General features: G+C 48.2%; 10 protein-coding genes and 3 pseudogenes. 7 read left to right on the top strand and 6 right to left on the bottom strand.

The genetic code is table 11. From position 1 onward, the window contains the following. Positions 1-63 precede the first annotated feature (63 nt). Positions 64-617 (top strand): annotated as a pseudogene (locus CRI63_RS22260) (tyrosine-type recombinase/integrase). On the opposite strand, the gene CRI63_RS22255 reads toward CRI63_RS22260, so the two are convergent. Then, positions 614-1,456 carry a helix-turn-helix transcriptional regulator gene (locus CRI63_RS22255; protein ID WP_135520832.1) on the bottom strand — a complete coding sequence of 281 codons (843 nt, stop codon included), beginning with the start codon at positions 1,454-1,456 and terminating at the stop codon, positions 614-616. The pseudogene CRI63_RS22260 and the gene CRI63_RS22255 sit on opposite strands and share 4 nt — an antisense overlap. A 150-nt stretch (positions 1,457-1,606) precedes the next feature. On the opposite strand from CRI63_RS22255, the gene CRI63_RS22250 reads away from it, so the two are divergent. The 5 genes from CRI63_RS22250 to tibA all read left to right on the top strand — a co-directional run bounded on the left by CRI63_RS22250 (position 1,607) and on the right by tibA (position 8,956). Continuing rightward, complete coding sequence (locus CRI63_RS22250; RefSeq protein WP_130219592.1) at positions 1,607-2,269, top strand: tyrosine-type DNA invertase; 663 nt, start codon at positions 1,607-1,609, stop codon at positions 2,267-2,269. A 366-nt stretch (positions 2,270-2,635) separates the two neighbouring features. Continuing rightward, on the top strand, positions 2,636-3,100 hold the full coding sequence (locus tag CRI63_RS22245; RefSeq protein WP_135520830.1) for a CaiF/GrlA family transcriptional regulator: 465 nt from the start codon (positions 2,636-2,638) through the stop codon (positions 3,098-3,100). Next, positions 3,097-3,714, top strand: coding sequence for a LuxR C-terminal-related transcriptional regulator (locus tag CRI63_RS22240; protein ID WP_135489294.1), 618 nt, complete (start codon positions 3,097-3,099; stop codon positions 3,712-3,714). Before CRI63_RS22245 ends, CRI63_RS22240 begins: the two co-directional genes overlap by 4 nt. Positions 3,715-4,035: 321 nt before the next feature. After that, positions 4,036-5,256, top strand: a complete 1,221-nt coding sequence (locus tag CRI63_RS22235; RefSeq protein WP_135520828.1) for an autotransporter strand-loop-strand O-heptosyltransferase — start codon at positions 4,036-4,038, stop codon at positions 5,254-5,256. Further along, positions 5,249-8,956, top strand: coding sequence for an autotransporter adhesin/invasin glycoprotein TibA (gene tibA, locus CRI63_RS22230; RefSeq protein WP_135520826.1), 3,708 nt, complete (start codon positions 5,249-5,251; stop codon positions 8,954-8,956). The genes CRI63_RS22235 and tibA overlap by 8 nt, the downstream gene beginning before the upstream one ends. Positions 8,957-9,192: 236 nt before the next feature. Here the strand turns inward: tibA and CRI63_RS22225 are convergent, their stop codons facing one another. The 3 genes from CRI63_RS22225 to CRI63_RS22215 form a co-directional block, all read right to left on the bottom strand. Continuing rightward, complete coding sequence (locus CRI63_RS22225; RefSeq protein ID WP_135520824.1) at positions 9,193-9,561, bottom strand: helix-turn-helix domain-containing protein; 369 nt, start codon at positions 9,559-9,561, stop codon at positions 9,193-9,195. A 56-nt stretch (positions 9,562-9,617) separates the two neighbouring features. Next, entirely contained in the window at positions 9,618-9,869 is a 252-nt protein-coding gene (locus CRI63_RS22220; protein WP_135520846.1) for a DUF1471 domain-containing protein, read from the bottom strand. A gap of 125 nt (positions 9,870-9,994) precedes the next feature. Further along, positions 9,995-10,768, bottom strand: a complete 774-nt coding sequence (locus CRI63_RS22215) for an SDR family oxidoreductase (RefSeq protein WP_135385950.1) — start codon at positions 10,766-10,768, stop codon at positions 9,995-9,997. A 150-nt stretch (positions 10,769-10,918) separates the two neighbouring features. Here CRI63_RS22215 and CRI63_RS22210 point away from each other — a divergent pair, with 150 nt between their 5' ends. Beyond that, entirely contained in the window at positions 10,919-11,812 is an 894-nt protein-coding gene (locus tag CRI63_RS22210; protein ID WP_135520822.1) for a LysR family transcriptional regulator, read from the top strand. A gap of 61 nt (positions 11,813-11,873) precedes the next feature. Here the strand turns inward: CRI63_RS22210 and CRI63_RS22205 are convergent. Further along, positions 11,874-12,758, bottom strand: a pseudogene (locus tag CRI63_RS22205) (alpha/beta fold hydrolase); the annotation flags it as partial. Between the two features lie 234 nt (positions 12,759-12,992). Next, positions 12,993-14,259: pseudogene (locus CRI63_RS22200) on the bottom strand (type II toxin-antitoxin system HipA family toxin); the annotation flags it as partial.

Genomic DNA, 14,259 nt, shown 5'->3' with positions numbered 1-14,259 from the left:
ACTGATAAGTCTTCCTTTTAATTAATAGTGTAAAATTCAGGTATAACTCTGACAGGAGGAAATATGCGTAAATACATCACCAGCAGCGAATGGGCGCTTTTTTTTTAATGCTATAACGGGTACGCGAAATGAAATCCGTGATAAAGCATTGCTACATATAACTTACATTCATGGACTTCGCGTCAGTGAGTTGATAGACCTTAGACTAGGAGATCTTGATATGACTGAAAAAATTGTTTTTATTAGGCGTCTGAAAAATGGATTATCAACTTCACATCCATTACAGCCAGAAACAATAGAATTATTGCAACGCTGGTTCCTGATTAGAAAAAGATACGCTAAGGGTAGTCAGGATGATTATCTTTTTCTGTCAAGCCATGGAAAAAAAAATTTCCAGGCAATGGATTTATAAACTCTGCGCACGATATAGTCAGCGTGCGGGTCTGAGAATTAAGGTTCATCCGCACATGTTGCGTCACGCCTGTGGTTATGCTCTTGCTAATCAGGGACTGGATACTCGTCTGATTCAGGATTATCTGGGACACAGGAACATTCATCATACTGTACTGTATACAGCCAGTAATCCAGGACGTTTTCATCGGGTCTGGCGAAGTTAAATTTTTACGCAAGGAATGAGGAATTGCATATCCATAATATTTTTATTATCTGTTCTGTGAAATAGTGTATATATAGGTCCTCTTTTTATAACACATTTATTAATACACAGTGCCCCCATGGCATCATATATATGAAAATCAAAAATCTCTTTGTATGTCCCAGTAAATTCCTGGCTGGCATATAAACCATCAGGAAGAAGCGTCTCTGGTAGGGAAAAACTGTTTATTTCTTTAAAAGTATAAATTAGTTCAGAATCTGTTTCTCTGGAGGGTATCATTTCGCCTGAAATCATAAAATCAGACATTTCATCAACAGGACCATAAATTGATATTATGGACTCAAAAAGGTTACGGTTATAAATAAAATGATCGCCGCTCTGGGTATGGATAAAGTCCATTCCCAGATTCACAGGCATTTTAAGGTTTGGAACAGAAGGATGATTGCCCTCAGCTATCTCAATCCTTCTGAATTTTGTGCACGGTGTGGTTCTGTACAATACGGGCTGGGCATACTGCATATCCCAGGCATCCGCATTGCGATACTGCACTGGTGACACCTTGAACTGTTGCCTGAAAGCACGGGAAAAAGCCTGGGGCGAACTGAACTCATACATTAGTGATATGTCTGTTATCCGGCGACTGGTATGACGCAAAAGTAAAGCGGCAAGTGTTAGTTTTCTGCGACGTATGTATTGCGCCACACTGATCCCCGTTACATCCTGAAACAGTTTGTACAACCAGCGTTCTGAATAGCCTGAACGTTCAGCAAGAACTTTTACTGACAGTGAACTGTTCAGATTCCCTTCGATAATTCCCGCCAGTTGCTGGATTAAATTCATTTGCTATACCTGTGGGTCCATGCCAGTTGACTGTTCTTAAGAGCAATCGGTGTTTTATTCTGCTTTCCTGACTTTAGCACGTTTAGCCATAGCCTGATGGGGTCATCGTGTCACTCTTGAATGCTCTGTTTCATCTGACCGGAGCCATTAATGTCTTCCCGAAAATTTCTTACTCACCATGAAGTCAGCCTTTTGATACAGGCGGTGCTGAAGGGGCGCCACCCGGAACGTGATGCCTGCATGATTCTTCTTGCTTTTATCCACGGACTCAGGGTCAGCGAAATGCTTTCGTTACGTCTTGCTGACCTTGAGCTCGAGTCCCGAAAACTGTGCGTCCAGCGCCTGAAAAACGGCTTCAGCACCGTGCATCCCTTACTGACTGAAGAAGTACAATGTATCAGGAACTGGCTCAAAGCCCGGGAAACTATGAAATTACCTACAACAGAAGAAGAGAGGGACTGGCTGTTTATTTCCAGATCAGGGCGTCCGCTTACCCGTCAACGATTTTATAACTTGCTGGCTGAAGCAGGAAGAAATGCCGGGCTGGCTGTTGCTGTCCATCCACATATGCTGAGACATGGGTGTGGTTACGCGTTGGCTGATAACGGCATCGATACACGCCTGATTCAGGATTACCTGGGACACCGGAATATCCGGCATACGGTGATTTATACAGCTTCAAATTCGGCCCGCTTTGAACGGTTATGGAAGCCGTCAAAAAGGGCGAAAAAGCAACTTTTTGACCCAAACTGTAAACTGCCTGTATTGCGGTTGCAAATGTTAAAAAACACATGTTATGCAAACAACAATTAATTAAAGATCATTTGATTTAAATCAATAAAACCCCCGAATCAATTCCCTTCTGTAACAATATGGCATTGATGTCTGTCAGTTTTCTGAATTTTCCAAAACTCCATTAACAGTATAAATTGCCAAAAACATCACATAACTAAGAAAATAAAACCAGATAAAAACAAAAATTTAGTTTTTTAATCCAATGTTGTCAAAATGGGTCATTTTGACAACAACAGATCCTCTTCTTGTGCACCTGTATTGCGCGTTACTCAGCACTGATAACCCGACACATGCGGCAACAGATGTCTGTTGTCATTATTGGGGGGAGGGATGTCAGTGCTTCTTAATTCATACTTCTGACGGAGAGATATTCAGGTGGCGGGTATGCCTGAGAGACGCAGACGAATAAAGAGACATTTTTTCTGTCCTGAGTGTGTTCAGGACATGCAGGCTCGACCACTGTATATCATCGTGACCTTCTGGGGGATGCGAACCGGCAGGTTACTGACAGTTGAGGCGGTCAGCCGAGAGTTTCATATTCCCCAGAGAACAGCAAAAGATATTCTGTATTACATTGAGCACGAGGGGCGAAACCATATCCGCTGCAGGCGCTTTATACAGAACGAACCGACAACGGGACGAAGACGCGCCCTGCGGATCCTGGATATACAGGATCCGCAGGAAATCCCGGCCAGTTCAGGAGCAAAACTGGATGTTCAGTTGGAACCTGTTGCCCCCGCAGCAAAGCAGTTACTCAGGCCACAGACAAAATTTCAGAAACTACGTCAGTGGATGGTATCGAGAAAACAGAATGAACAGGCTCCTCAGGAGCTGACAGAATACGGATGAAACAGATATTTTTGATGAGTCAGTGTCAGTACACCCGCCTCGGGCTTTTTGCAGTGATGGAAAGTGCCGGGCAACATGCTGTTCAGGTTATTTCCGTGGAAACACCGGAGCAGATTGTGTCGCATATTCTGTCTGACAGACACCTCCCCGGGAAACAGCGTGTCATTGTGGTAGATCTCACCTGCCATGAGTCATCAGTGACTGTGAGGGCGCTGTGGTTTTTGTGGAATCTGTCAGTCCTTTATTCTGAACGCCACGAACTGAGAGGGACTCCATGCATTTTAATTGGCCATCAGGGAGGGCAGAATAATATCAGATATCCTTTTACCTGGATTTCTCCGTCACAAAGCTTTCATCACTTGAAAAATATTTTTCTGCGCATTCTGGCAGTGCCTTCTCGCTATATAAGTAGTGGGTATAGATTTCAGCGTTTAAGTGCTAATGAGCGACATGTGATAAATGCACTTCTTGGCGGTGAAACTGTAAGGGATATTGCAAAGCGTATGCAGATACATTACAGCAATGTGTGTTACTACCGACAAAAGGCGATATTTAAAATCGGTCTGAGAAACCGGAATGATATTGCATGGATTATGAACAGGAAGTTTTTGTAAGCGCTGTAACGGTACGTACTGACCGGATACACTTCCGAAATTGATAAGTCTTTCTGCACGTAAACTGTAAACTAACTCCTGCGCGTAGCCGGAAGTAATGCAGGGTGCATTTCATCGGCAACGACTAAAGTCGTTTTAACTATAATGGAATGCGCGAGGTGTGACATCGTGAGAATGTCATATGTGAACTCATCTCTGCTATTACAGAAGAATATCAAAACCGTGCGATGGGTGTTACTCATCATAAGAAAGACACTTCAGTTATATTTTTAGCGTACTCATCGTGCTTTTCAACGCTTATATATTTTTGAAGGTGAAAATATGTCAACGCTGAAGAATACATTTTTTATCCCTCCGCCTGACACGCCAACGCAGGCAGGGCCTGAAAATATTTTTTATGACTTTAATGATGGTGCACGTGTATTGCTTCCTGAAGGGAAATGGCACGTGCGTTTGCTGGATGCGGATTCAGAAAATATTCTTTTCTGCTGCGATGTGGATAAAGGCTGGGTAACCAGCAGTAAGAAATATTTCGTGCGCTTTCGTATTCAGGTATTCCGTCAGGGGGAAGAAACGCCTCTGCTGGATGAAACCCTGAAATTAAAAGACCGGCCTGTACTGATTTCATTCCCGACCGGGACGCTGGGCGATTTGCTCGGCTGGTTTCCTTATGCGGAACGCTTCCAGTCCCTGCATAAGTGCCGTCTGGAATGCACGATGGCGCAGGACATTATTGATCTGCTGGCGCCTCAGTATCCGCAGATACAGTTTTCCACGCCGGATAAGCCGCGCACGGTGGCGCCTTATGCCACCTATCGCGTGGGGCTCTATTTCGGTGGCGATACAAACAATCAGCCGGTGGATTTCCGCAAGGTCGGTTTCCACCGCTCTGCGGGCTACATTCTGGGCGTTGACCCGCGTGAAGCCCCCGTCCGGCTTGACCTGTCTGCCCCCCGGATTATCCAGGAGCCTTATGTGTGCATCGCCACACAGTCCACTTGTCAGGCGAAATACTGGAACAACGGCACTGGCTGGAGTGAGGTTGTCGCACACCTGAAATCACTGGGTTACCGGGTGCTGTGCATTGACAGGGATGCCCATTATGGCCAGGGCTTTGTCTGGAATCACATCCCGTGGGGCGCAGAGGACTTTACCGGCAAGCTTCCGCTGCAGGAGAGGGTGAACCTGCTGCGGCATGCCAGCTTCTTCATTGGCCTGCCAAGCGGCTTGTCATGGCTGGCCTGGGCTACCGGTATTCCGGTGGTGCTGATAAGTGGCTTCAGCCTGCCCAACAGTGAGTTTTATACCCCGTGGCGGGTATTCAACTCCCATGGCTGTTATGGGTGCTGGGACGATACATCGCTGAATTTTGACCACCACGATTTTTTGTGGTGCCCGAGACATAAGAATACTGACCGGCAATTTGAATGTACCCGGCTGATAACCGGCGCCCAGGTCAAGGGCGTCATCAATAAACTTCACCGTTCTTTAACTGAACAGGGTGTTGAGGACACTCTGGAGAAAGGAGTAAGCAATGAATAAGGTTTATAACACTGTCTGGAATGAATCCACAGGGATGTGGGTCGTTACCTCAGAACTGACCCGTAAAGGAGGTCAGCGCCCCCGGCAAATCAAGCGTACCGTGCTGGCAGGGCTGATTGCTGGTTTGCTTTTGCCGTCACAGCCTGTACTGGCGGCAGCCTATGACAATCAGACAATTGGAAGTGGTGGAACAAGCCCATCCATGTCCCTGGGTACGGGTGATACGGCGACAAATACCACCATTAACGATGGAGGGTTTCAGAATGTCAACAGCGGCGGTAGTGCCACGAGTACCGTCATTAATAGTGGTGGGAGCCAACTAGTATCCAGTGGCGGTAGTGCTACGGACACCAGTATTAATAAAGATGGGCTTCAGATTGTATCCAGCGGAGCAAGTGCCACAAATACAACCATTGTTGACTTCGGGAAGCAGCATGTCAGCGGCGGAAGTGCCACGGACACCACTATTAACAGGAATGGACGCCAATATATCTCCAGTGGTGGCAGTGCCACTAAAACAACCGTTAACAGTGGCGGGCGTCAGCATGTTTATAAAAACGGAAATGTGACAGAAACGATCATTATGGACGGCGGCAGGCTGCAGGTGGAAGCCGGTGGCTCAGCCTCTAAGGTTACTCAGAAAAGTGGCGGTGCTGTCGTTACTAATACCAGTGCAGACCTGAGTGGTACCAACGCTAAAGGCAGCTTCAGTATAGGTGGCGGCAGTGCAGTCAATATGCTGCTGGAGAACGATGGCTACCTGACGGTTTACAGTGGTCATCAGGCCAGCGATACAACCGTTGGCAGCAGCGGGACGCTGAAAGTCCGCAGCGGCGGAAATGCCATAGAAACGACGATTATCAGCGGCGGCATGCTGCAGGTGGAAGCCGGTGGCTCAGCCTCTAAGGTTACTCAGAACAGTGGCGGTGCTGTCGTTACTAATACCAGTGCAGACCTGAGTGGTACCAACGCTAAAGGCAATTTCAGCATCGCTGGCGGCAGTGCTTCCAATATGCTTCTGGAGAATGGTGGCTCATTAACTGTACTCAATGGGCATCAGGCCACAGGTACCACTATTAACAGTGGTGGAGATATGATGGTCAAGGGCAGCGCTACTGACACCACCATCAACGACAATGGCTTACTGCATGTATCCAGCGGCGGGAGTGTCACTGGCACCATCGTTAATAACGGTGGCCGCGAGAATATCAATTCAGGCGGCAGTGCCACGAGCACTACCCTTAACAGTGGTGGTATCCAGGCTGTCTCCAGCGGCGGTGTTGCTACGAGCACCCTCGTTAACAACGGAGGGAGCCAATATGTCTACAGCGGCGGCAATGCGTTGAACGCCTCTGTTAATGACGGTGGGCGTCAGTTTGTCTCCAAAGGCGGTATCGCCATTGCTACTTCTATTAATAGCGGCGGTCGCCAGTATGTCCGTATCGGCGGCAGTGCCACGGACACCGTAATTAACAATACTGGGCGCCAGTTTATCTCCAGCGGCGGCAGTACCACTAACACTACAATTAATTCCGGTGGGGGGCAGTATCTCTACGCCGGAAATGCCACGAAAACTACAGTTAACAACGGCGGACGCCAGTATGTCTCCAGTGGCGGCAGTGCCACTGACACAATCGTTAACAGTGGTGGACGTCAGCATGTTTACATCGACGGTAATGTCACAGAAACGACTATCACAAGCGGCGGCATGCTACAGGTGGAGGCCGGTGGCTCAGCATCTAAAGTTACCCAGAACAGTGGCGGGGCTGTCGTCACCAATACCAGTGCAGCCGTGAGTGGTACCAACGATAAAGGCAGTTTCAGTATCGCTGGCGGCAGTGCAGCCAATATGCTGCTGGAAAACGGCGGATACCTGACGGTGTTTGACGGTCATCAGGCCAGCGATACGATGGTTGGCAGTGACGGTACGCTGGATGTCCGCAGCGGCGGTGTGCTCCTTGGTACCACCACCTTGACTGATAAAGGGACTCTCGTCGGTGACGTTGTCACAAATGAAGGGAACCTGTATTACCTTAACAACAGTGCTGCGACCTTCGCAGGCACCCTGACGGGTACCGGTACCCTGACACAGGAAGGCGGTAGCACCCGCTTCAGCGGTCTGTTGTCTCAGGACGGTGGGATTGTCCTTCAGAGTGGCGGGGCCATGACGATGGATGCCCTTCAGGCTAAGGCTAATGTGACAACACAGTCAGGCACCACCCTGACGCTGGATAACGGGACCATCCTGACGGGGAACGTTGCGGGAGACAACACCGGCGCAGGTGATATGGCGGTTAAAGGTGCTTCTGTCTGGCATCTCGATGGTGACTCCACTGTTGGCGCATTAACGCTGGATAACGGGACCGTTGATTTCCGTCCGTCAGCAACCACGCGTCTGACGCCAGCCTTCCAGGCGGTGTCGCTGGCGCTCGGGAGTCTGTCAGGTAGCGGGACGTTCCGGATGAACACGGATATTGCATCGCATACCGGAGATATGCTGAATGTCGCGGGTAATGCCAGCGGTAACTTTGTGCTGGATATCAAAAACACCGGTCTGGAGCCAGTATCTGCAGGTGCGCCGCTTCAGGTGGTGCAAACAGGTGGCGGTGATGCTGCGTTTACCCTGAAAGGCGGGAAAGTCGATGCCGGTACCTGGGAATACGGCCTGAGCAAGGAAAATACCAACTGGTATTTGAAGGTTGATACTCCGCCTCCGGTTACTCCGCCGACTAACCCTGACGCAGGTAAGCCAGATGCAGGTACATCGTCGTCTCCGGTGCGTCGCACAACAAAATCGGCCGACGCAGTACTGGGCATGGCGACAGCACCGGCATACGTCTTCAACAGCGAGCTGGATAATCTGCGTTTCCGTCATGGTGATGTGATGCAGAATACCCGTGCACCAGGGGGCGTATGGGGCCGTTATACCGGGTCAGACAACCGCATTAGCGGCGGGGCCAGCTCGGGCTATACCCTGACCCAGAACGGTTTCGAAACCGGCGCCGATATGGTCTTTGACCTGAGTGACAGCAGTTTAGCGGTAGGTACTTTCTTCTCTTACAGCGACAACAGCATTAAACATGCCCGTGGAGGAAAGAGTAAAGTCGACAGCACCGGTGGTGGTCTGTACGCGACCTGGTTTGATAATGACGGCTACTACGTGGACGGTGTGCTGAAATACAACCGCTTTAATAATGAGCTGCGTACCTGGATGAGTGACGGCACGGCGGTGAAGGGCGATTACAGCCAGAACGGTTTCGGCGGTAGTCTCGAAGCGGGCAGAACCTTCAGTCTGAATGAGAATGCATGGGCGCAGCCATACGTGCGGACAACTGCATTCAGGGCGGATGCGAAAGATATCAGCCTGAATAACGGCATGAAAGCCAATATCGGTGCGACCAAATCTCTGCAGGCTGAGGCTGGCGTGAAGCTGGGGATGACCCTGGACGTTGCAGGAAAAGAGGTCAAGCCGTACCTGTCGGCGGCGGTGAATCATGAATTTTCGGACAACAACAAAGTCCGTATCAATGACACCTACGACTTCAGGAACGACATCTCCGGGACGACCGGGAAATACGGACTGGGTGTCAGTGCGCAACTGACCCCAAATGCTGGCGTCTGGGCTGAAGCTCGTTATGAAAACGGTAAACATACTGAGTCTCCGATCACGGGCAGTGTCGGGTTCCGTTTTAATTTCTGAGACGTGTCCTGAACACAGCAGGGATTAAACCATGCGGTGCGGGCGGAAGTTAAAAGGCTTCCGCCCGCGTTTAAATACTTGCTGCCAGAATTCGTAAAAAACTTCACGGCCTGTAGCGATGCAAAGTAATATCTGAGGGGATAAAACAAGGGTAAACAGGTTTCCATGTCCATTAGAACTATGGGCTCAAAAGATATTCATCTCTCGATGCAGAATAAATTACCATTTAAGTGATACTACGTAAGTGTGAAAATATTTAAAATATTAATGTTTTTTATCCTTTCGGTGTTTCTATATTTTAATGGTGGTAATTTGTATTTTTTAGAGAAAATCCGAGTAAAAGTCTGTTGAGAATCGAACCCATATTTATAGGCGATGCTCATCACAGACTCATTAGTCTCGACAAGATCTTTAGCTGCAAGACCAAGTTTTTTATCTTTGATATATTTCCCAAGGCTAACTTTTTTTATCTGTACAAAAATCCGCTGAAGATGCCACTTAGAGTATCCAGCCCGCGCAGCAACATCGTCTATCTTCAGCGGTTTATGTATGTTTGAATCAATCCATTGAGTTACCTCATTGATAATATCTTCTGTTCTGGACATAAGACGACGCTAACTATAAGAGGGCTGTGACATATATTGTTCAAAATGCTAATTATTTACTTATAGATTTCAGCAACCCCGTGCAATCGGTTATTCCCCGTGGTTGACAGAATTTTGTATGATATTGCTCCTTGCTCATCAGCTTTACGAGAAAGCGCATTCGATAATTCATCAAGCGTCAGGGCATTACTGGCTGAGACTACACCAATCTTTTCTTTGCCATCTGCATGACGAATCTCCTCAGCAGCAGATGCAGTATTTACCGAAATGAATCCCATGAATAATGCAGTAATTAGTAGTGCTTTCATATCTGATACCTGTTTTAAACGACATATTTGGGAGTTGACAAATATCAGAAGGAGCTTCCTCCTTCTTGATCTGTAAATATACAGTTCTAAGCTGTCATAAGACTGACTGTCATATGACAACGTTGTCAGATTTTTGAGTACAGATTCAGGTCGTTAATAACGCACTCAGGTTCTTCAGTAAGGGGCATATTGTCTATATCGAAAACCCCATCATTTTTTTGGGGGTTATCACTCTGCAGCTCTGCAAACAGAGGGGTGAGATCCTGCTGTGCTTCTCCTTGCTCTGCGACCAGTTCGAACGTTTTATTTTTAGCCGCATCATTGCTCAAGGCCGTTACCAGTACCCGGGCGATTTGTTCCCGGGAGATAACACCATCTTCCGGCGTTCCCGCATGGCGTCTATCCCCCTGAAGCATGACGATTCTGTGCTCATCATCATTGTTGTAATCAAACCAGCCGGGTCTGACGATAGTGTAGATATGCCCACTGGCTCTGACCAGGCGTTCAGAGCGTCTCTTCCAGTCATGAACTTCAGTACGTTGATTCCAGCTACTGAGCCGCTCAGTAACGCCAATCGTTGTCATCAGGGCGATGCGAACAGGTGTATCCCTGAATATTCGCAAAATGTTACGTACACCGCCGTAATCTATCGCTCTGGCACCAATACGTCCCTGACCATCGGAGCCGAGTGTAAAAATGATGGCATCAATATCTTTCGGTAAATCGGTGAGTGTTTCAGGTATTGAAACATCGCCATAGAAAATATCTGTTCCACGAGGGAGTAACTTGATTTTCCGCCGATTCCTGACCAGAGCCACGGGCTGATGGCCCATTGCAATAGCAGTATTCACAACATGAATACCAATGCTTCCTGTTGCGCCAGCAACGAGTATTTTCATGATAAACCTTCTGATAATTCAGCCTTATATTTGATACAGCCAGAGAATATCAATTATCATTATTGCCAGTAACGAGGCTAAAATGATTGTGTCTATGAACACCCTTCATGAATGCGCTTTGAAGGGAATGCTTCTACAAGGAAATCGTCAATGCTTAAAGAAAACTTCAACGAACTGCAAATCTTTCTTGTGGTGGCAAGAGAGCGAAGTTTTACCAAAGCAGCGAGCAAACTCGGCGTCTCTCAGTCTGCACTTAGCCATGCAATGAAGGCACTGGAGGAAAGGTTAAATATCCGTCTCTTAACCCGAACTACCCGTAGCGTGGCTCCCACGGAAGCAGGGGAGAGAATAATTGCCTGTCTTGAGCCACGTATAGATGAGCTTGAGCGCGAGCTGGAATCACTTATCCAACTGAATGGCACGCCCACCGGGAATATTCGTTTATCAGCCGGGGAACATGCTGCGCGCAGTCTGGTCTGGCCGAAGCTAAAACCGTTCCTCAGGGAATATCCCGAAATCAATGTCGAACTGGTGGTGGATAACGGTTTTGTCGATATTGTTGAAGGTCGTTTTGATGCTGGGATCCGGCTGGGTGAAAGTGTGGATAAGGATATGATTGCAGTGCGAATTGGGCCGGAGATGCGGATGGCCATGGTGGGATCGCCGGCGTATTTTGCTGCAAACCCTGCGCCTGAAACGCCTCACGAACTACAAAATCATCGCTGCATCAATATGCGTCTGCCAACTGCCGGTGGACTTTATCACTGGGAGTTTGAACGCGAAGGAAAACCGTTTCGGGTCAGAGTTGATGGGCAACTGACGTTTAATTTGCTGCCAGAAAGAATTGATGCCGCATTATCAGGATTTGGTATCGCCTGTGTTCCCGAAAACGAGGTTCAGGATTATGTAAAGTCAGGCGAGCTTATTCAGGTTTTACAGGAGTGGTGTCCAACTTTTCCCGGATATTACCTTTACTATCCCAGCCGTAAGCAGCATCCGCCTGCTTTTGCGCTGTTGATTGATGCACTTCGCTATTCAGAGTAAAGGGCCCGCTTTTTGCTGTGGGCCCGTTCAGGTATTAACGGCATACGCATGCCTGGTATGGCTATTGCAGATTTTTCTCTTTCAAAAACCGACTCACCAAATCAGCGATTTGCACATTATTCAGCTCAGAGAACGGGAAGTGGGTATTACCTCTGATTCCAGCCTCAGGCAGATGCGTCACCGTCACATCCCCACCATGCTTGTTAACCACATCACGCCACTTACGCGCCATTGCCAGCCGTACTCGCCAGCTGTCCTGTGCGGGCATGGCTACAGGTTTATCCGGTATGTTATCGCCGTAAATAATCAAAATCGGGATTTTAGTCAGCGCTATAAACTGTTCCATTGGCACGGGTTCACCCTTCAGCGTGTCGAACGCACTTGGCATAGGGGCAGGGAGCTCTTTTTCCGGGAACACAAAACCGCTGCCTGGCTCGAAGGCGACAATGGCTTTGACCTTGTTGTTTTTCATCGCGGCATACCAGCCTGGTCCACCACCCTGAGAGTGAGTAAAGAGGATTGCCGGGCCTGATTTATCCACTACGGCAGACATTGCATCAGAGATGACATTGACATCAAATGGTCCTGTATTCGGAGTCATCTGGCGGAAATACTGATTTAGTGCCTCTTTGTCGTGGGAAAACTGGACGCCTTTAAAATACTCTGGCCACACGCCAACACGGAACTGGTTAAACCACATCTGCTCATCAGGTTTTGGTGTAACCGTACCTTCTACAGTGGTACGTCCGGCATCACCCCGACGCGGCTGATCGACAATATACGTGGAGAATCCGCGGCGCAGGAATATGTTCTGGAACCCTTCACGACCATCTGGCGTACTTTCCCAGGTACGAGAAGACTGGCCCGCGCCATGCAGCATAACTATGGGATATTTATGCGGATTCTCCGGTATTTGATAGAACACCGACGCATGATCGCCATGATAAGGTAGTTAAAAAATCGAAAGAGAGCTCCAGCATTCTGGGGAATCAAGATTCCGACAATAGGGTAGTAATTTGCTGACTCTACGAGGCGAGACGTGGGTGTAAGACGTTGCTTATCCAATCCAATTCGCTATTTAACATAATATACATTATGCGCACCAACATAAACAAAGGGAAAATCCAGTCTTTAGCGGTCATGATTGTCCTGCTCATTAGCCACGATCAAAACCCTCATCTCACTTAATTCCGTATTCTCGGCTTAACCGACCGTGCAACCTCAACACATTGGTTTCAATTGCCGTCACCACATTCTCCGAAAAATCTGCCGGTAATGAAGTCTTCACGTTATCCAGTGCTGCGGGAATCATTCTGGCAAAGTCACTCAGGATTTCATGCATCAGCACTTCCGGGAATTTCAGCGCCTTTGCTGTCGCCAAAAAATGTCGCGGATAAATTTTATCGATTGCCGTTTTTCTGCCTTTGGATGCGTTAAGCCCCATTGCCAGTTTGAGATCGCTGATGTGTATTCCCGCGCCACCCAATACCGGAAATGCTGAAATGATGTCGTAAAATGGCGTGAGTCGATAACTGCCACCGGCCTGGATAAAAACCGAAAAATTTTTCGCATGGCCGTCCGTCGCGCCAATCAACCACTGGAATACCTGGAATTTCATAAAATCATAACGATCGCGAAGCGCCTCGCTGGACCCCATTAAAAACGCCATGATCCGCGCGATGCCTGGGCCTCCGTCAGATTCATATTTCACCGATGAAGGTAAACCGAATGTCTGACACATATCCTCCTGTGGCAAGCGAAGTAAAACCGTTCGTTCAGTATTCCAGCGCCTGTCAAAGCGTTCGACCGCTAACGCGCGCACTCTACCCGCTTTTATGATTTCTGCGTCCGGAACATTCAACCCGAGTTCTTTCGCCAGCAGCAGACAGTAATATTCATTATCCACGCTTTGACTGAGATCGAGCGTCGCGTTGGGCTGCCTGATTTCACCAATCGGTAATTTAATGATATGCGTCGTCGGCGTTATTCCTTTCGGAATGCACCAGTCATTGCCCATTCTGAGCAGCGCGGTCTTCTCCTGCGCGCCAGCAACCGAGATACGAAAGTCATTTTCTTCTCTAATCATGCCTAGCGGAATATCTGCTTTATAGGCCGTTAATACTTCTTCAAGTCTGGCGTCAGTAAGCTTTTCCCATGCCATTATCGGGTGCGTTACGGTTTCATCTTCTGGTAATAACGTCACGGCGCCAACGCTGTCTCGCCCTATTTCTGACAATAAATCAAACGGTTGTCTGGATTTAGCATGATAACGTTTAACGATCCGGTCGCGTACAACCGGGCTATCGGGTAACAGGTTATCGAAGAAGTTAAACACGGCATCAGAGGCGACTATTCCCCCTCTGCAATGGCATCGATAGCGACAACGGCCTGGCAATAACGGTTGGCTAACCACTCCGGCGCATACCTAAAAGTGTGCGCGCCATTTG

Source organism: Escherichia sp. E2661 (assembly GCF_004745185.1).
Taxonomy (GTDB): Bacteria; Pseudomonadota; Gammaproteobacteria; order Enterobacterales; family Enterobacteriaceae; genus Escherichia.
The sequence above is the reverse complement of the archived record's forward strand: the minus strand, read 5'-3'. Positions and strand labels throughout refer to the sequence as shown.